The sequence below is a fragment of the Thermobifida sp. genome, from assembly GCF_017577275.1.
Classification (GTDB): Bacteria; Actinomycetota; Actinomycetes; order Streptosporangiales; family Streptosporangiaceae; genus Thermobifida; species Thermobifida fusca.
Genome location: NZ_PITY01000017.1, coordinates 1 through 19,035 on the forward strand (window position 1 = coordinate 1; position 19,035 = coordinate 19,035).

Consider the following 19,035-nt stretch of genomic DNA (forward strand, 5'->3'; position numbering starts at 1 on the left):
TGTTCGACCGCAGTGTTACAGCCACCCGAACAGTATACAGCTTGGATCTATCTAATGTCTGAGGATCGAGAGGGATGGGCTAACCCCACGGCTGAAGCCGGGGGTCTGCGCCCAAGAATTTCGATCACTACCCGGCAGATGGCCAGGCGGAGACACCTCTGCCGGGGGCTATCGCCGCAGCGCCGGACAACGCCCGGTTGGCCCCGCTGCCGGCTTTCCCAGGCCACCAACCGCCGAGAGCTCTGGAACCAGTCGAGGAAAATCACACCGCGGCGAACAGGAACGCCAGCCCGGTATCTGCCAAGGTCCGAAGCAATCTTGGAACAGAGACGCACTCGCCGCTTCCAGGCACAGCCCTCTGCACCGCGGAAGCCTACGCCGAACCCGGCCCAGCGTTGGCCTGACTGCCCACACAACGAAAAGTCCTGGCCGCTGCTGCCAGCAACCAGGACTTTGTCGATTCAGGTCCGTGTCCGAGGGGGGACTTGAACCCCCATGCCCTATAACGGGCACTAGCACCTCAAGCTAGCGCGTCTACCTATTCCGCCACCCGGACCTGGGGTGCTCCTTGGCGGACCACCGCCTGACAAAGACAACCATATCAAAACTCTGGGGTGGCCCGTACGCCAATAAACCCTGCCTCGGATCGGCAGCTTAGCCGACAACGGAGACCTCATCCGTCGAGAAGCAGCACAGGACTGCTCAGAACCGGGACCATGGGGGCAGGAATCAACGCAACAAAGGATGGTGTGCGACCCATGACGGACAGGGAAGGGATGAGCACGGCCGAAACCGAGGTCGTCGACCTGTGCCGAGAGCTCATCGCGATCGATACCTCCAACTACGGGGACCACTCCGGGCCGGGGGAACGCGAAGCCGCCGAATACGTGGCCGCCAAACTCGACGAAGTCGGCCTGGAAGCAACGATCTACGAATCCCACCCCAAGCGCAGCAGCGTGGTGGCGCGGATCGAAGGAACTGATCCGTCCCGGCCGCCGCTCCTTGTGCAAGGACACCTCGACGTGGTTCCCGCGGACCCCGCCGACTGGACCCACCACCCCTTCTCCGGGGAGGTCGCCGACGGATGCGTGTGGGGCCGGGGCGCCATCGACATGAAAGACATGGACGCGATGGTGCTCGCAGTAGTCCGGCAGCGGATGCGGGAAGGACGCCGCCCTCCGCGGGACATCGTGCTCGCCTTCCTCGCCGACGAGGAAGCCGGAGGGACCCACGGCGCCCACTGGCTGGTGGAAAAGCATCCCGACCTGTTCGCCGACTGCACCGAGGCGATCAGCGAAGTCGGCGGGTTCAGCATCACCGTCAACGAGAACCGGCGGCTGTACCTGATCGAAACCGCAGAAAAAGGCCTCGCGTGGATGCGGCTGACCGCGCGGGGCACGGCAGGGCACGGGTCGATGGTGAACAACGACAACGCGATCACCGAACTCGCTGCCGCCGTGGCCCGGCTGGGCCAGCACAAGTTCCCGGTCCGGCTCACCCCGGCAGTACGCACCTTCCTCGAAGAAGTGTGCGCCGAGTTCGGTATCGAGTTCCGCGAAGACGACGTGGAAGCCACCGTGGCCCAGCTGGGCCCGGCCGCGAGCATGGTGGGCGCGACCCTGCGCAACTCGGTGAACCCCACCGTTCTGGCCGGAGGCTACAAGGCCAACGTCATCCCCGGAACGGCCACCGCACAAGTGGACGGGCGTTTCCTCCCCGGGTTGGAAAAGGAGTTCTTCGCGGAGATCGACCGACTGCTCGGCCCCAAGGTCACCCGCGAATTCATCCAGTACCTGCCTGCCGTGCAGACCGAGTTCACCGGCGGCATCGTCACCGCCATGACCCAGGCGCTGCAGGCCGAAGACGCAGGAGCCAAGGCCGTGCCGTACTGCATGTCCGGCGGCACCGACGCCAAGGCGTTCATGCGGCTCGGTATCCGCAACTTCGGGTTTGTGCCGCTGCGGCTGCCCCCGGGATTGGACTTCGCGGGCATGTTCCACGGGGTAGACGAACGGGTCCCCGTCGACGCCCTGCAGTTCGGGGTACGGGTCCTCGACCGTTTCTTCGACCTGGCCTGAGCAACGCCTTGCCGTCCCGGGACCGCTTCGGGGTGGTTTCGGGACGGTTCACCCTAGACACGCCTGGTTTCACATCGAGACGGACTGCTTACTTGGTGCTACCGTTGCTTTGCGTTTCGGAGAGCTGAATCTCCGCGACAGTCGTGGGATTAGTCCTGCTCAGCCGGAGTCACTGAGGGGTTGGTCCATGGTGTGCTCGGAACGCGAGCGACAGGACGCCGCTGGCCGTCCGGTCTGCGGTGCTGCCCCTCCCGCTTCCGCTCACATCCCGGCCCGCGACGGGTTGGGCGTCAGATTCGGGGCGGACCCCGCCCGATCTGCCTTCCCCACCGAGTGGAAAGCGAAGGCTGCGCTGGCCGTGGCCCCCACGACTACCGCTGCCCCGCTGCGGGGTGGCGGTGCCACCCTGTTCCGCGGTGGCTTCCCACCAGTGCGGGGCAGCCGCACACTCCCGGGAAGCCCGCACAGCGTCGGCCGATGGTGGCGGCATCGGCACCCGGACCGGGCGACGCAAACCCCCGCCGCGGCACCCCAGAAGCCGCCCCGGCACTTCCCGGTCCACGGGACAGCTCCCCTATCGAGGCGACAACGACGTCGAGGTACTCCCCACCCGGCCAGTCGGAACGCGGCCCAACCCGACCGGCGCACACCCGCCGACGGCTCCCCAACCCTCACATAACCCGCACCGCCGCGTCCGTAGACACCAGAGACTTGTCCAGAGGGAGAACACGCATGCACGCACCCGTGCGGAACACCACGCTCGCCGCCCTCATCGCCGCGGGCTTTGTCGCGGCCAGCCCGGCAGCGTATGCCGACACGGTCGGAGACGACCACGACGCGCTCCTCAACGTAAAGTGGACCCCCCTGATCGACACCACGCTCAACGTCTGCGACACCTCTCTCACGCTCGTGCAGCGCTCCACAGTGTGCGCGACCGCAACCACGCCAGCCGCCCCCGCTGCAGAACAGCCCGCACCCGCCGAAGCAGACGCGGCCCCGGACCGGTGCCGAGCCGAAGCGCACTGCCCGCTAGCAAACCTGCCGCAGATCGTCGAAGTCCACGCCATCACGCCGCCCCAGGAAACCGAGGAGACACCGGAACCGGTGGAAGCCCCCTCCCGCGAGGCCGAGGCAGAACCGGTGTCCGCTGCGGAGCCCGGAATCGCCCCCGTCCTCGAAGCGAACATTCCCCGCAACAACGACACCTGGCATGCCGCGAGCCCGGAGCCTGAGGAGATCCCTCCGCTGCGTCTCGCAGAAATCCCCCGACTGCCGGAACCGCTTGACCGCCCTGCAGCCCCCGAAGTCGCCTCGTATGCGCTGACCACGGTCGGATCTCAGGACTCCCCGCTGCTCACCGCGGGGGTCGCCACGATCCTGCTCGGTGGGGTCGCGATCTACGTCGGGTACGGTCTTGGCCGCGCAGACCGGCCGAACCTGTTCCGGTGACGGCAGCGGACCGTCGACGGCGGAGACCCCGCACCCGCGCCGTGGTCTGCAGGCCAGACTTCTCCAGTCTGTCCTGCGACGAGGGCATTTCCTCCGCGCCGTTCAAAGGACACGGACATGCCTCGCTATGTTTGTGTCTGAAATCACACTAGTCTGGGTTGTCGGATGATCCGGCGCCGTAAGGTGACACGGCGGCTGCCGTCCATGTACACACGTACTCGGGCCAGCTCCCACCGTCCGTATTCGGCGTGATCAGTGAGGGCCTGACGGGCCGCGCTCCGCGAAGTGCCGCGTGGAAAGCGGAGTTCCTGGTATTCGTACTCAAGCATTGCGTTTATTCTGCGACTGCTGACGGGTGTTGCGCCAGAGCGTTACCCGGACGAACTGAGGGACAGTGTCTCTCCCATAGTGGGAGATACCCGGACCGCGGGCCCATCACGTCGGTCCGGATGTGCGAAAGGCACCAAGCGGCGTCGGTTACCGTCAAAGTTTGGGCAACCGACCCGCGCGTTGCGGAGTGGACGCGCGAACGCGAGGCGAGACGTAGGGGAAGACGTGCCACCCAAGAAGGGCAGTGCCGGAGACGGCGTGAAGGACACCGTACGGGGCGGAGGAAACAAACTCGTCATCGTCGAGTCGCCCGCCAAGGCGAAGACGATCGCGGGCTACCTCGGCCCCGGCTACATCGTGGAGTCCAGCATCGGCCACATCCGGGATCTGCCAAACAAGGCCGCGGAGATCCCGGCACGCTACAAGGACGAGCCGTGGGCGCGCCTCGGAGTGAACGTCGACCGCGACTTTGAGCCTCTCTACGTGGTCAACGCCGACAAGAAAGCCCAAGTCAAGAGGCTCAAAGAACTGCTGGCCGAAGCTGACGAACTGTACCTGGCCACCGACGAGGACCGCGAAGGCGAAGCGATCGCCTGGCACCTGCGCGAGGAACTCAAACCCACGATCCCGGTCAAGCGCATGGTGTTCAACGAGATCACCAAGGAAGCCATCCGCCACGCGGCCCAACACACCCGCGACCTCAACCTGCGCCTGGTCGACGCCCAGGAGACCCGCCGCATCCTCGACCGGCTCTACGGCTACGAGGTCTCCCCGGTGCTGTGGAAGAAGGTCATGCCCAGCCTGTCGGCAGGGCGAGTGCAGTCCGTGGCGACCCGTCTCGTGGTTGAACGGGAACGCGAACGGATCGCGTTCACCCCGGCCGAATACTGGGGCCTCAAAGCTGTCTTCGCTGTCCTCACCGGGACAGACGGGGCCGACCCCACGACCTTCCCGGCCACCCTGGCCACCGTGGACGGCGACCGGGTCGCCCAAGGCCGCGACTTCACCTCCCAAGGCGTGCTGCGCTCCCCCAAGGGGGTGCGGCACTTGGACGAGGAGACGGCGCGCGGACTCGCGGAACGCCTGGCCGGAGCCCAGTACACGGTGCGTTCCGTGGAGCGGAAACCCTACCGGCGGTCGCCGTACGCGCCGTTCCGCACCACCACCCTGCAGCAGGAGGCCTCCCGCAAGCTGGGCCTGTCCGCCAAGCAGACCATGCAGGTGGCGCAGCGGCTGTACGAGAACGGCTACATCACCTACATGCGCACCGACAGCACCACCCTGTCGGAGAGCGCTATCGCCGCGGCCCGCGCCCAAGTCGCCCGCCTGTACGGCGACAACTACCTGCCGGACAAGCCCCGCACCTACACCAGCAAAGTCAAAAACGCCCAGGAAGCCCACGAGGCGATCCGCCCGGCCGGCGACACTTTCCGCACCCCCGCGGAGACCGGGCTGAGCGGGGTGGAGCTCCGCCTCTACGAACTCATCTGGAAACGCACGATCGCCTCCCAGATGAAGGATGCGGTCGGCGAATCGGTGAGCGTCCGCGTCGCAGGGACCTCCACCGCTGGCGAACAGGTCGAATTCTCCGCCACCGGGAAGATCATCACCTTCCACGGCTTCCTCAAAGCCTACGTGGAAGGCACCGACGACCCGCAGGCCGAACTCGACGACCGGGAACGGCGGCTGCCACCGCTCACCGAAGGAGACCCGCTGCACGCCCAAAGCGTCGACGCGGAAGGACACAGCACCCGGCCGCCCGCCCGCTACACCGAGGCGTCCCTAGTCAAAGAACTGGAAGAGCGCGAAATCGGCCGCCCCTCCACCTACGCCACCATCATCGGCACCATCCTGGAACGCGGCTACGTGTTCAAGAAGGGCTCCGCGCTTGTGCCGTCCTTCCTGGCGTTCGCCGTGGTCCAGTTGCTGGAGCGGCACTTCAGCCACCTGGTCGACTACGACTTCACCGCGCGCATGGAAGACGTGCTCGACGCGATTGCCCGCGGGGAAGCGGAACGGGTGCCGTGGCTGCGCCGGTTCTACTTCGGCGCTGACGGACAGATCGGCCTCAAAGAACTCGTCAACGAGCACCTGGGGGACATCGACCCCAAGGAGATCAGCTCGTTCCCGCTGCCGGACAGCGACATCGTGCTGCGGGTCGGCCGCTACGGCCCCTACCTGGAACGCAACGGCCAGCGGGTGAACGTACCCGACGACCTCGCCCCGGACGAGCTCACCAAGGAGCGGGCCGAAGAACTGTTTGCCCAGCCCAACGGGGACCGGGAACTCGGCAAGGACCCGGAGACGGGGCGCACCATTGTGGCGAAGAACGGCCGGTTCGGCCCCTATGTCACCGAGGTCATCGAAGAGACCGAAGCTGAGGCCGAGGAGGCGAAGCCGAAGGGGCGGAAGAAGACCGCTGCCCCCAAGCCGCGCACCGCGTCCCTGCTGAAGTCCATGTCGTTGGAGACGATCACCCTCGAGGACGCGTTGAAGCTGCTCTCCCTGCCCCGCGTCGTCGGGGAGATCGACGGGGAGCAGGTGACCGCGCAGAACGGCCGGTTCGGCCCCTACTTGAAGAAAGGCAGCGAAAGCCGCTCCCTGGAAACCGAAGAGCAACTGTTCACGGTCACGATCGAAGAAGCCAAGGAGCTTTTCGCCCAGCCGAAGAAGCGGCGCACCCGGGCCGCGGCGCCGCCGCTGCGGGAACTCGGCCCGGACCCCGTCACCGGCAAGCCCATGGTGATCAAAGAAGGTCGGTTCGGCCCCTACGTCACCGACGGGGAGAGCAACGCCTCCTTGCGCAAGGGGGACGACGTGGAGTCGCTGACCCCGGAGCGCGCCGCGGAACTGCTGGCGGAGCGGCGGGCTAAAGCGCCCGCGAAGAAGACCACGTCCCGCACCACCACGCGGAAGACCACGAAAAGCACCGCGAAAAAAGCGTGACAGGCATTCCAGGGGGAGGACCTTCCCGGGTCCTCCCCTTCCTGATCAGGACGAACGTCCTTTTCATCCTGAGGCCCCGGGAGAAGATGTCCAGAAATGCCAATAATGGGCATTCCGTAAGCGTTGCATGATTCGCACCCGTCGCTACGCTGGTCGCCATGAGCAGACCCGCACCCCTAGGGACACCCAGCGAGGCGCGCACCGTTCTCGCGATTCCGCCATTCCGGCGGCTGTGGATTGCGCTATCCCTGTCCAGCCTCGGTGACTGGCTGAGCCTCCTGGCACTCATGTCTTTGGCCGCGATCCTCACCGAGGGCGAGGAAGCAGTCATCCAATACTTCGCGGTGAGCGGAGTCGTCGTCCTCAAAGTGCTCCCCTCGGTGGTGCTCAGCCCGATCGCGGGAGTCCTCGCCGACCGGCTCGACCGCCGCCTCACCATGGTCGTGGGCGACGTTATCCGCGGCCTGCTCTACATTTCGATCCCCATCGTGGGCCGCCTGGACTGGCTGCTCATCGCCAACTTCCTCGCCGAATGCGTGGCCCTGTTCTGGTCGCCCGCCAAGGACGCCACCGTGCCCAACCTGGTGCCCCGGCACCGCTTGGAACAGGCCAACCAGCTCAGCCTGCTCACCACCTACGGTTCCGCCCCCGTCGCTGCCGGACTGTTCGCGCTGCTGGCCTCCCTCAGCACGGTGCTCGGCGGCCTCTTCCCGGTCCTGCAAACCCCCGAAGCCGACATCGCCCTCTACATCAACGGCGTCACCTTCTTCGTCGCCGCAGTCGTCATCGCCCGACTGCCCATCCCCACCACCCACAGTTCGGACAAGGTGACCCGAACCTCCATGTTCCGCGCCATCTGGGACGGCCTCCGGTATGCGGGAACCACCCGCCTGGTGCGCGGCCTGCTCTTGGGCATGCTCGGCGCGTTCGCCGCAGGCGGCGCAGTCATCGGGGTCGCCCGCATCTACGTCACCCACCTCGGCGCCGGCAACGCCGGGTTCGGTGTCCTGTTCGGCGCGGTCTTCACCGGCATGGCGCTCGGTATGTTCGCCGGACCCCGCGTGCTCCGCGACTTCAGCCGCCGCCGACTGTTCGGCCTGTCCCTGCTGGGCTCCGGGATTGCGCTGCTGCTGGCCGGCCTGATCCCCGACATGGTCCTGGCTGCAGTGCTCACCACGGGCGTCGGCGTGGGCGCGGGCATCGCCTGGGTGATCGGCCTGACCCTGCTCGGACAAGAAGTCGAAGACGAGATCCGCGGCCGCACCTTCGCGTTCCTGCACGCCATGGCCCGCGTCGTACTCATGGGTTCGGTCGCGGTGTCCCCGCTGATCGCCGCCACCATGGGGTCTGCCACTCTCAAAGCCGGGCAGCTCAGCTACGAGTTCCACGGCTCCGCCGGCATGCTGCTGATCGCCGCGGTCCTCCTCATCCTCGTCTCCCTCGTGGCCTACTGGCAGATGAACGAAGGCCACGACAAGACGCTGTGGGCTGAACTCAAAACCCTGCTGGGCGGCGCAGCCGAAGAAGAAGGCGCCCCCGACAAGCCCGGCGGCCTGTTCGTTGTCCTGGAAGGCGGCGAAGGCTCCGGCAAGTCCACCCAAGTCCGCGAGATCGCCGTGTGGCTGCGGGACGAAGGCTTCGACGTGCTCACCACCCGCGAACCGGGCGCCACCAAACTCGGGATGCGGCTGCGCACCATGCTGCTCGACAAAGCCAACGAGGGCATGGCGGCACGCACCGAAGCACTGCTGTACGCGGCCGACCGTGCCGAACACGTCGACAAAGTGATCCGGCCCGCACTGGAACGCGGCGCGATCGTCATCAGCGACCGCTACGTGGACTCCACGCTCGCCTACCAGGGGGCGGGACGGGAACTGGACCCCGACGACGTCGCCACAATCAACAACTGGGCCACCGGGCGGCTCGTGCCGGACCTGACGATCCTGCTCGACATTCCCGCCGAAGAAGGACTGCGGCGGCACGCCGACCGTCCCGCCGACCGGCTCGAGTCAGAAAACCTCGAATTCCACGAGCGGGTCCGCCGCTGCTTCCTGGAACTCGCCGACCGCGCCCCCGACCGCTACCTCGTGCTCGACGCCCGGGAACCGCAGGAAGAAATCACCAAGGCGATCCGTAGGCACCTGCGGCGCATCCTGCCCGACCCGGTCCCCCACGACGCCGAAGAGATCACCGGCATGATCCCGATCATCAAGGAGTGACCGAGCCTCAGGCACCCGCCCGAAGCACCCAGACCGCCCCGACTGTCGTCGGGTCCCCCTATGCTGGCCGGTGATGAGCGTCTTCGACACCCTGGTGGGCCAGGACACGGTAGTCCAACGGCTGCGCGCCGCCGTGCGCGCAGCCGACAACCTGCTCTCCGGCGGTGACGGCACGGGCATGACCCACGCGTGGCTGTTCACCGGCCCGCCCGGGGCAGGGCGAGCCCAGGCAGCCCGCGCATTCGCCGCCGCCCTCCAATGCACCCACGGCGGCTGCGGCGAATGCGCCTCCTGCCACCAAGTGCTTGCCGGAACCCACCCCGACGTCCTCTACGTGCGCCCCAGCGGGCTCAGCTTCGGCGTGGAGCAGACCCGGGAACTCGTGGTGCGCGCCGCCTCCAGCCCCACGGGGGGCCGCTTCCGGGTCGTGCTGTTCGAAGACGCCGACCGCGCCACCGAAGCCGCCTCCAACGCCCTGCTCAAAGCAATTGAAGAACCCGCCCCGCGCACCGTGTGGCTGCTGTGCACGCCCACCGCCCACGACCTGCTCGTCACGATCCGCTCCCGCTGCCGCCTCGTGAACCTGCGCACCCCCAGCACGGAAGCGATCATCGACGCCCTCGTCACCCGGGACGGGATCGACCGGGACCGCGCAGTCGCCGCGGCCCGCGCCGCTGCCGGACACTTGGAACGCGCCCGCCAACTCGCCACCGACGAAACCGCCCGCGCCCGGCGGGAAGAAGTCCTCACCATCCCCGCCCGGCTCGACAGCCTCGGCGCGTGCGTGCACGCCGCCGCCCGCCTGTACGAGATCGCGGAAGCCGACGCGAAGGAAAGCACCGCGGCCCTCGACGAACAGGAGAAAGCAGACCTCAAAGCTGCTTTCGGGGAAGGCGCCACCGGCAAAGGCGTGGCCAAAGCAGTGCGCGGCGCAGCCGGAGCCCTCAAAGAACTCGAGGAACGGCAGAAACGCCGCGCTACCCGCATCAAACGGGACGCCTACGACACGTTCCTCATGGACCTGGTCGCCTTCTACCGGGACGTGCTCGCCATCCAACTCGGTGCGTCCGTGGAACTCTCCACCGCGGACCGCGACGCCGACCTGCGTCGCGTGGCACGCTCCAGCACCCCGGAAGCCACCCTGCGCCGCATCGACGCGATCATGGAATGCCGCCGCCGCATCAACGCCAACGTCCACCCGCAGATCGCCATGGAAGCGATGACCGCCGCCCTGTATCTGGGCTGAGCCCTGCACGACACTGGTGCTGGCCGCAGGACGCCGCTTAGGCTGATCACCATGCCCATGATCATGGCGGTGGCCTTCGAACGGTACGGACGGCTCCACTACCTCGACCCGGGGCAGACCAGTCCCCGCGTCGGCGACAAAGTGCTCGTCCCCGCCGAAGGCGGACCCGAGGTCGCCGAATGTGTGTGGGCACCGCAGTGGGTCAACGAAGACATCCACGGCCTCCCCGTCTGCCTGGGCCTGGCCACTGACGCAGACCTGGCCCGCGCCGAACAGGCCCGCCGCCGACGCGCTGAAGCACGCCGTACTGCGCGGCGCCTAGCCCGCACCCGCGGCGTGGACCTGGTGGTCGTCGGCGCCGACCACGTCGCCGACAGCGACGCCGTCACCATCTACTACACGTCGCGCACCCGGGTGGACTACCGGGCCCTGCAACGGGAGCTGGCCCAGACCCTCAAAGCGCGGGTGCGGTTCATCCGGCTCTCCGCACGCGACGAAGCCCGCCGGCACGGCGGTATCGGCCCGTGCGGCCGCGAACTGTGCTGCGCCACCTTCCTCACCCGCTTCGAACCGGTGACGATGCGCATGGCCAAAGCACACAACCTGCCCGCTAATCCCCTGCGGATCTCGGGCGCGTGCGGCAAGCTGATGTGCTGCCTGCGCTACGAGCACGAGCCGGACCAGGAGCACGAGTCCCCGGGGCGGCGCTTCTCGTGCGACCGAGCGGACGTCTGCGCGGCGAGGCAGGCATACGACAACGCCTACGAGGGCCTGGCACGGAGAACAGAAACGAGTGGGAACACAGGGCTGGATCGGCGCGTCACTGGTGGTGGCGCTGCTCGCGACCGGATGCGCTAACGTCAACCCCCTTGCCGCGTCGGAGACAGCGGACCCGCTGGCCGCCTTCTACGACCAGGAGATCGCCTGGGAGGACTGCGGCCGGGGCTTCGAATGCGGCACGATCACAGTCCCCATGGACTACGACGACCCGTCCGGACGGCAGGTGACGATCGCGGTGAAACGCCTCCCCGCCTCCGGGGACAAAATCGGATCCCTGGTGGTCAACCCGGGTGGGCCGGGCGGCTCCGGACTCGACTATGTCAGCGCCGCCCCCTCCCTGTTCAGCGAGCAGGTGCGGGAACGGTTCGACATCGTTGGCTTCGACCCGCGGGGCGTCAGCCAGAGCACCCCCATCTACTGCATGGACAGCGCGGGACTGGACGAGTTCATCGGCTTCCCCGCGCCCATCCTGGACAGCGAGGACCCCGCCGACACCCGACTGGACGAGTTCGCCCAGGTGAACCGCGACTTCGTTGCGGCGTGCCTGGAACGTTCCGGGGAGCTCATCCACCACGTGGGCACCGCCAACGTGGCCCGTGACCTGGACGTGCTGCGGGAAGTGCTCGGCGACGACAAGCTCACCTACCTCGGCAAGTCCTACGGCACGTTCATCGGCGCCCACTACGCCGAACTCTTCGGCGACAAGGTGCGCGCCCTCGTCCTGGATGGCGCGGTCGCCCCGCACGGCGACCAGTTGGAGCTCAGCGTCGAACAAGCGGAAGGCTTCACCACGGCCCTGCACGCTTTCGTTGACGACTGCCTGACCTGGTCCGACTGCCCGCTCGCCGACGGGGAGAACCCCACCGTGGAAGAAGGGGTGGCGCGGATCGCTGCACTCATGGAGCAGGCCGCAGCCGAGCCGTTGCGCAACCGGATTGACGACCGGGAGATCAACCAGACCCGCGTGGAACTGGGGGTGCTCGCCGCCTTGTACAGCGAGTCGCTGTGGCCGCGGGTCCGCGCCGGGCTCGCTGAAGCGATCAACGACGGCGACGGCACGACGCTTCTCGAACTCGGCGACATGCTGTACCGCCGGGACAACCGCACCACGTACGAGAACTCCCTGGCCGCGCTGATCGCGGTGAACTGCGCGGACCGGCCCGGACCGCGGGACCTCGCCGCCTACGAGGAGGCTGCGCGCACCGTGAAAACAACGTCGCCCCTGTTCGGGCCGTCCCTCGTGTGGGGCTCGTTGACGTGCGCGTACTGGCCGGAAGAAGCCCAGGAGGACGCGGTGCCGGAGATCGACGGCGATGGCGCGCCGCCCATCCTCGTCGTCGGCACCACCCGGGACTCCGCGACCCCGTACGCGTGGGCGGAGGAAATGGCTGAGGCTCTGGAGTCGGGGGTGCTGCTCACCTGGGACGGGGACGGCCACACCGCCTACGGGTTCGACGCGTGCGTGGACGCGGAAGTCGACGCCTACCTGGTGGAGGGGGACGTGCCGGAAGACGGGACTGTCTGCGCCCTGGGAACCCAGACAAACCGATAAACCCGGCAAACTACCCTGAACCAGGTAAAAGCTCCTCAAAATACGCGAGGATGGTGGGAAGCGGGGCGCAACCGCGGGAATGGCCCTCACAAGGACAGGCATGACGCGGAGGGCAGCATGAAACGGACGAAGGACCGCGCGGCTCCGAACGCCACAGGGACGCATCCGACCCCGCAGTCCCCCATCCCCCAGCAGAGCACGTTCCTCGACACCTACCCCGAGTACGCCGACACGGCGATACTCGACCACCTGCGCGCCACCGAATACCGGTACCTCGACGCCAAAAACCACCTCTACCTGGACTACACGGGGGGCGGACTCCCCGCCGAAACCCAGATCCAAGCCCATGCTGACCGGGTACGGGCCAACTGCTTCGGCAACCCCCACTCCGCCAACCCCACCTCCGCCGCCTCAACCGAACTCGTGGAACAGGCCCGTGACGCGGTACTGCGGTTCTTCAACGCCTCCCCCGACGAGTACACGGCCATCTTCACCCCCAACGCCACCGGGGCCTGCCGTCTCGTCGGCGAGGCGTACCCGTTCCAACCCGGAACCCGGTTCGTGCAGCTCGCCGACAACCACAACTCCGTGAACGGCATCCGCGAATTCGCGCGCCGCAGAGGAGCACAGATCGACACGATCGACGTCACACCTCCCGAACTGCGCGCAGAAGAACACGAGATTCACACCGCGCTCGACCGCCCCCCACCCCCGCCCCTCCGGAACCGGGAGGACAACGGCGGGCGGGCCGGACTATTCGCCTACCCGGCGCAGAGCAACTTCTCCGGCGTGCAACACCAGCTGGAATGGATCGACATCGCCCACCGCTACGGCTTCGACGTGCTGCTGGACGCGGCCGCCTACGCGCCCGCCAACCGGATCGACCTCGCAGAAATCCACCCCGACTTCATGCCTGTGAGCTGGTACAAGCTCTTCGGGTATCCGACCGGCCTGGGCTGTCTCATCGCACGCCGTGAAGCCCTTGCCCGACTGCAGCGGCCGTGGTTCTCCGGAGGCACCATCCAAGCGGTCAGCGTGCAAGGCGACTGGTTCCACCCGCTGGACGGCGCCGCAGCCTTCGAAGACGGCACCGTCAACTACCTGTCCATTCCGGATGTGGAAGTGGGACTGCGCTGGCTGTCCGCGATCGGCATCGACACCGTGCACACCCGGGTGCAGTGCCTCACCGGCTGGCTGCTCGACCAGCTGGTCCGCGCCCGCCACGCCACGGGCACGCCGCTCGTCCGCATCTACGGGCCCACCACCACGGACGCGCGCGGCGGCACGATCGCGTTCAACTTCCTCGACCCGGCGGGGCGCGTCGTCGACGAACGGGTGGTGGCCCGTGACGCGGCACGCGCCACCATCTCGCTGCGGACCGGATGCTTCTGCAACCCCGGGGCAGGGGAGGCGGCTTTCCGGCTCCGCCGGGAAAACCTGCGACTGCCCGGACTGCAGTTTCCCGCCACAGTCGACGAGGTGCTCGCTGCCATGGGCATGCCCACGGCCGGAGCGATCCGCGTCTCCTTCGGCCTAGCGAGTACCCTGGATGATGGAGCGCGTTTCCTGGACTTCGCGTTCTCCACCTACCTGGACCGCTTCCCCGACACCAGCGACCTGCCCGCACGGGTGGCGTGCTGACCCGTCCGGATTCGATTTCGGTCCTGCCCAGGAACGCGCTAGACTTACAGAGCCTCTGTGAAGGCCGCCTTAGCTCAGTCGGCCAGAGCGACGCACTCGTAATGCGTAGGTCGTGGGTTCGATTCCCACAGGCGGCTCGCAGTACGGAAGGCCCTCCCCGGTCCAGGGAGGGCCTTTTCTTGTCCTCTGTGCTGAGGAGGGGTCTCTGGCCAGGCTTCGGAAGCCGGCCTCGTCTGCATTCCTCGGGGTCTGACGGGACCGGAAGATCCAACGCCCTTGCTTGAAGGACGATGACGGAGCCGCCAACCGTCGCCGCCCGTTCAGCGCCTCCATGGCCCAGCGTGATGCGGAAAACAACAGGAAACCTTCATGGGTTGGCGGTGACGCTCAGGTCAAAGCGGCGTAGTGGTGCTGCCGGAACCCGGAGGGATCCCCAAACAGAGAAGCTCGGCTCGAAGTGCCACCATCAACGATCTACACTTCTCCAAGAAGTGAATGAAACTGGCGCCTTGGGCCGGTAAAGTCGCAGGTCGTTAAGTGTGCTCCCCGCGCATGCGGGGATGGACCCGGCTCGGTGCGAGAACGCATCGCCTCGGCTCGGTGCTCCCCGCGCATGCGGGGATGGACCACGCAGGGGGCGCGGGGGCGAAACCCGTATAGGGTGCTCCCCGCGCATGCGGGAGGGGTGCGGCGGTAGCCACACCCTGACCGGTGCTTGTGTGACTGCCTGGTGTTTTGAGTTGTGAGTATCTAAAGCATGCCTGCTCTGCGGGCCAGTTCTTGGAGTGCTGGGCTGGCGGGGTCTTGGATGGTGAGGAGGTCTCCGATTGCTTGACGGGCTAGGGGATGGCTGTGGACTTGTTCGGGTGTGATTGATTCTGCTTGGTGCAGCGTATGGATGGCTTTGTCGAGGTTGCGTCGCTGAAGGTGGGCGCGTGCGACGTCGATGAGGAACCGTCCTCGCCGTTCTGCGGATAGGTCTGAAGCATCGACTGTTGCTGCTGCTCGCAGCGCTATTCCGGCATCGCCTAGGTCCACTGCGACCGATACTTCATGCAGGCTCACGTTGGTTGGGCCGAACTCGGTGTGGAAGTCGTTGCGGTCTGCGCCGAGTTGTTGAGCTAGGGATCGTGCTGAGATGAGGTGTGTGTATGCGGCGGTTGCGTCGTTGCTGCGGGCGGCGGCAATGGCCCGTTGCAGAGTCAGCGCTCCCATGAGTGATAGCACCTCTGGACGGTCGTTGGAAGCCAGAGAGGACAGCGCCTCTATTGAGGTGCGCGCTACTGTGTCGACCTGGTGGAAGTGTTTGGCCCCCTGAAAGGTCACACACAACCGGAACTCGCCCGCCGCCATCAACAGCGGATCATCAGCCCGCTCTGCCGCGACGATTGCCCGCTCAGCAGCAACCCAGGCCGCCGCAAAGTCGCCCAGCTTGCTGAGCGCCGACGAACACGCCTGGTAGACCGAGGCCAGCAACCGGAAACATTCGGTGCGCTGCTCGTCGTCGACGGATCGTGTCGCTGTCTCCAGTTGAGGCACCAAGGATTCCAGCAGGTCTGTCAACTCCAGGTAGTGACCCTTATGGGTGAGCTGCCACGCCTGCTCTACACGAGGCCGCAACTCTGCAAGATCAGCTGGTTGCTTCTGAGCGAGGAGCGCATTCAGGGCGTGCGCGGCACTCAGCACCAGGCGCAGCCGGGTACTGTCTGGGGTTTCTTTGGCTGTGGCCGCGACGATAGGTGCCTCAGCGGCCAGTTCCGCAACCGGTACGTCCAACACCTCAGCCACGGCTGCCAGCACCGACATCCGGTCGACCTTGCGCACCCCGCGTTCCACCTGAGAAACCCAGGCTTCAGAACGGTTGATGAGAGCAGCGAACTCCCGTTGCGACAGGCCCCGTCTGCGCCGGTATTGGGCGATCTTGCGGCCCAGCGCTTTCTGATACTCCGTACTCACCGTGCCACACCTTTGGCATCCTGCAGGTTCAGGAAGTCCACGGTGAAAGACTCCAGGTACTGGCCGCGTTCTTCAAGAAAGCGCATCACGTGCGGCTGCTCTTCGTGGGTCTCGAAAGCCGTCCGGTCAGCGTACAGCTCGTAGAAGACCCGCTGCAACGGCTCACCGTCCACCTCGTGCACTGCATAGACCAGGGTCCCCGGCTCGCTCTGGCGGATCTTGGGCAACGTCTCGGCCACAAGCGCATCAAACCCCTGCGCGCTGGCTTGGTCTTTCAGGACGAACTTAACCACCAGACCGAACACGGCGACTCCCTTAGCTGACTCTATGCGTTTCGCTGTCCGTACTCATCGTGTGGCAAACACATTCCAAACAACATTTACTTATTGTACTCCAGCCGTACTTTAAATACTGGTCGCGCAGTTCATGTCGGCTATGGGCTGTCTCACGAGAGGTCACACCGCGATGAGCCTGCACGCTGCCCACCCCCTCCATCCGACACAGTCGGCCCGCGCCCGCTGGTTCCCCGGCCGCCCCGGGTCCATCAGCCAAGTCCGTCGCTTCATCGCCGAGGAACTCCCCAGCCACCCCCGCCAAGACGACGCAATTCTGCTCACCAGCGAACTGGCCACCAACGCCATCGAACACACCCGCTCCGGCCAACACGGCGACGGCTTTTTCGTCACCGTCGAACACACCTGTACCGAAATAGTCCGCATCACCGTCCACGACAGCGGAAACCGCCAACAAACCCCTCACGTAACCAAACCCGAAACCGACGACAAACACGGCCGAGGGCTCTTCATCGTTGACGCTCTCGCCGACCGCTGGGGAAGTCGCAAAGGATGGCACGGCCAAGAAACCTGGTTCGAGATCTGACGGTCGAATGAACAGTGGAAATTAACTCATTTTTCTGTCGAAATATGACTGTTTCTGTTTGTGGGTACAGTTTGGTTTGGAGGCTTGAATTATGCGGTGAAGGAAATGGTGTTTGAGAAAGTCTTGGTTGGGGGCTTTAAAATTTGTCGTTACAGTTTTAGAGGGAGTGATGGGGTGGGAATTGACTGTGGTTCGACTGCTAGAGTTTTCCACATCATGTGGAAAACTTTCTCTTCTTTGGTTTTAAATAGTTTGAGGATAGTTGTGTCTTTGTTGTTCGATTGCTGATATCCTTGGGTTAAGGAGTTCTTGGCAAGAGAGGTGGCAATGTCGGATACTCCTCTGTTTGATGCTTGTGGTGTTGTTGGAGTGGGCTATGAAGGGCTCGATGTCTTTCAATTTATAGAAAAACTGAAAAAAGACCAAGTGTCTCTTCTTGTTGATATTAGAAAGACTCCGATATCACGAAAGCCTGGACTTAGCAAAACGAGGTTAAGTGAGAATCTCAAGGCTGTCGGAATCGAGTACAAGCACGCTTCCTGTCTCGGGAATCCGAAGTGGAATCGACCAGGATTCTCTGGAGATCCGCGCGAGCTAGAGGAAGCACGATCCACATATTCAAAGCTTATGCAAAACAATGAAGCAAAGCAGTGGATCGAGTGGATTGCAGAGCAGGCCATGACAAGAACAGTTGCTCTGATGTGCTTCGAGGCCTGTGAAGAGCGCTGCCACCGCTATGTAACGATCCGGGAAGTCCGTGATCGTATCGGAAAGCTCGCTACTGCCTGATGAAGTGATAGTAATCGGCAAATAAGAATCTATTTTAACGATCGGGGTAGTAAATGCCGAGAACAGAAAAAGTGTGTCGTCGCTTCGCTTGGTTTCCGACGAAGAAGACGGTGTCCTTGGTAGGTGCACACATCTCTTCGAAAAACTTCTCCTTGATAATCGATGTGAGTTCTTGGTCGGAGGCCGGTCGGAAGCGGCGCTGCAAAGCGACAAGTTCCCAGTCGAGGATTCTTTGACGATGGCCTCGACACTCTGGCTGCCAGCAGGTGTAGCGGTACCACGCTGCGAACCGTGGTGCCTCGAGAGCGGTTCGTGGCGCAGAGGAGTCGAGGGCAAGCTGGTTGACATACTTGTCAATTTTCCGCTGCTCCTCAGGGGTCCACGGAGGATGCGGGGCAACCTCGATACCGTAGATACGTTTCGGGCGGATAGCAGCCAAGGAACGTGCCTGGGGATCCTCTTTACACCGCCAGTAGATCCGGCACATGGACTCCTCGATGAAGCCGGAGATATAGGGGATTCTTTTCTTCCATCCCTTCAGCTTTTTTTCGATTTTTAGGGAATCTAAGCGAGGACGCCAGCTTTCCGGACGCTGGTCGTGGAGTCTCGATGGTTTCGCGAACAGAGACACCACATCGTACTTGTTAAACTGGTCCTCGGATTCGAGTGCCCGAAAGTTGATCGGATATAACCGGACCCAACCTTGACAGTCAGGGTCGAGGCGCAAACCCGCGACGCAGACTGTCTCGCCATAGGTTTCTGACGGTGTGGGAGCGGCTTTGACTGTAATGAGGACCCGCATCCGCTCCAGTTGATCCCCTGGAGGCTTTAACGGAGGCGATTCGAGATCGGGGCTGAAAAGGGACAGTTGTTCTTCTCGAGGCATAGGACTCCTTTGGCAGAGGACGAGAAGACCATTTCTCCACGATGTAGAAACTTTACCCATGGTAAGGGGGTGGGAAACAGATATGAAAAACAAGCCTCTTTTTTTGTAATTTTTATTATTTCTATTATGAGGATTTATGTCGTCTATCTGTTGGAAAGTTGTTGCGTCTTATCTGGACGACTGAGGAGAGTAGTACCTCTCCGTGAGGAAGCCTCATGGCCACACGCTAAGCCAGTGGTCGAGATGCTAAGCCGCAGTTCTTCGTTCCCGGTGCTTGATCGGGG

14 protein-coding genes and 2 tRNA genes are annotated in these 19,035 nt (G+C 64.8%); 11 read left to right on the forward strand and 5 right to left on the reverse strand.

Annotation, left to right across the window (positions count from 1 at the left end; all coding sequences use genetic code 11):
- Positions 1-470 precede the first annotated feature (470 nt).
- Positions 471-556, reverse strand: a tRNA-Leu gene (locus CW348_RS03305).
- Positions 557-776: 220 nt separating this feature from the next.
- Between CW348_RS03305 and CW348_RS03310 the strand changes: the two genes are divergently transcribed.
- Together CW348_RS03310 and CW348_RS03315 are read left to right on the forward strand one after the other, a co-directional pair.
- On the forward strand, positions 777-2,078 hold the full coding sequence (locus CW348_RS03310; RefSeq protein ID WP_011293210.1) for a M20/M25/M40 family metallo-hydrolase: 1,302 nt from the start codon (positions 777-779) through the stop codon (positions 2,076-2,078).
- 732 nt (positions 2,079-2,810) lie between these two features.
- A complete protein-coding gene (locus CW348_RS03315; RefSeq protein ID WP_104613100.1) occupies positions 2,811-3,527 on the forward strand; it encodes a hypothetical protein in 717 nt (238 codons plus the stop codon).
- A gap of 143 nt (positions 3,528-3,670) precedes the next feature.
- On the opposite strand, the gene CW348_RS03320 is transcribed toward CW348_RS03315, so the two are convergent.
- The gene (locus tag CW348_RS03320; RefSeq protein WP_011293208.1) at positions 3,671-3,856 is read right to left on the reverse strand and encodes a DUF5703 family protein; all 186 of its coding nucleotides are present in this window, start codon (positions 3,854-3,856) and stop codon (positions 3,671-3,673) included.
- A gap of 226 nt (positions 3,857-4,082) precedes the next feature.
- On the opposite strand from CW348_RS03320, the gene topA reads away from it, so the two are divergent.
- The 7 genes from topA (at position 4,083) to CW348_RS03355 (ending at position 14,378) form a co-directional block, all read left to right on the forward strand.
- The gene (gene topA, locus CW348_RS03325) at positions 4,083-6,803 is read left to right on the forward strand and encodes a type I DNA topoisomerase (RefSeq protein ID WP_278459516.1); all 2,721 of its coding nucleotides are present in this window, start codon (positions 4,083-4,085) and stop codon (positions 6,801-6,803) included.
- 158 nt (positions 6,804-6,961) lie between these two features.
- The gene (gene tmk, locus CW348_RS03330) at positions 6,962-9,022 is read left to right on the forward strand and encodes a dTMP kinase (RefSeq protein WP_038044175.1); all 2,061 of its coding nucleotides are present in this window, start codon (positions 6,962-6,964) and stop codon (positions 9,020-9,022) included.
- 73 nt (positions 9,023-9,095) lie between these two features.
- Positions 9,096-10,268, forward strand: coding sequence for a DNA polymerase III subunit delta' (locus tag CW348_RS03335; RefSeq protein WP_011293205.1), 1,173 nt, complete (start codon positions 9,096-9,098; stop codon positions 10,266-10,268).
- A 51-nt stretch (positions 10,269-10,319) separates the two neighbouring features.
- On the forward strand, positions 10,320-11,126 hold the full coding sequence (locus tag CW348_RS03340) for a regulatory iron-sulfur-containing complex subunit RicT (RefSeq protein WP_011293204.1): 807 nt from the start codon (positions 10,320-10,322) through the stop codon (positions 11,124-11,126).
- Positions 11,062-12,600, forward strand: a complete 1,539-nt coding sequence (locus tag CW348_RS03345) for an alpha/beta hydrolase (protein ID WP_016189298.1) — start codon at positions 11,062-11,064, stop codon at positions 12,598-12,600. Before CW348_RS03340 ends, CW348_RS03345 begins: the two co-directional genes overlap by 65 nt.
- Positions 12,601-12,717: 117 nt before the next feature.
- On the forward strand, positions 12,718-14,241 hold the full coding sequence (locus CW348_RS03350; protein WP_104613101.1) for an aminotransferase class V-fold PLP-dependent enzyme: 1,524 nt from the start codon (positions 12,718-12,720) through the stop codon (positions 14,239-14,241).
- Between the two features lie 63 nt (positions 14,242-14,304).
- Positions 14,305-14,378: transfer RNA gene (locus CW348_RS03355), tRNA-Thr, on the forward strand.
- A gap of 613 nt (positions 14,379-14,991) precedes the next feature.
- On the opposite strand, the gene CW348_RS03360 is transcribed toward CW348_RS03355, so the two are convergent.
- On the reverse strand, positions 14,992-16,197 hold the full coding sequence (locus tag CW348_RS03360) for a helix-turn-helix domain-containing protein (RefSeq protein WP_104612658.1): 1,206 nt from the start codon (positions 16,195-16,197) through the stop codon (positions 14,992-14,994).
- The gene (locus CW348_RS03365; protein WP_011293200.1) at positions 16,194-16,502 is read right to left on the reverse strand and encodes a putative quinol monooxygenase; all 309 of its coding nucleotides are present in this window, start codon (positions 16,500-16,502) and stop codon (positions 16,194-16,196) included. Before CW348_RS03365 ends, CW348_RS03360 begins: the two co-directional genes overlap by 4 nt.
- A gap of 160 nt (positions 16,503-16,662) precedes the next feature.
- Between CW348_RS03365 and CW348_RS03370 the strand changes: the two genes are divergently transcribed.
- Positions 16,663-17,076 carry an ATP-binding protein gene (locus CW348_RS03370; protein ID WP_287462758.1) on the forward strand — a complete coding sequence of 138 codons (414 nt, stop codon included), beginning with the start codon at positions 16,663-16,665 and terminating at the stop codon, positions 17,074-17,076.
- 309 nt (positions 17,077-17,385) lie between these two features.
- Positions 17,386-17,865, forward strand: a complete 480-nt coding sequence (locus CW348_RS03375) for a DUF488 domain-containing protein (protein WP_011293198.1) — start codon at positions 17,386-17,388, stop codon at positions 17,863-17,865.
- Positions 17,866-17,899: 34 nt separating this feature from the next.
- Here the strand turns inward: CW348_RS03375 and CW348_RS03380 are convergent, their stop codons facing one another.
- Positions 17,900-18,751, reverse strand: coding sequence for a hypothetical protein (locus CW348_RS03380; RefSeq protein WP_169803327.1), 852 nt, complete (start codon positions 18,749-18,751; stop codon positions 17,900-17,902).
- Positions 18,752-19,035 lie beyond the last annotated feature (284 nt).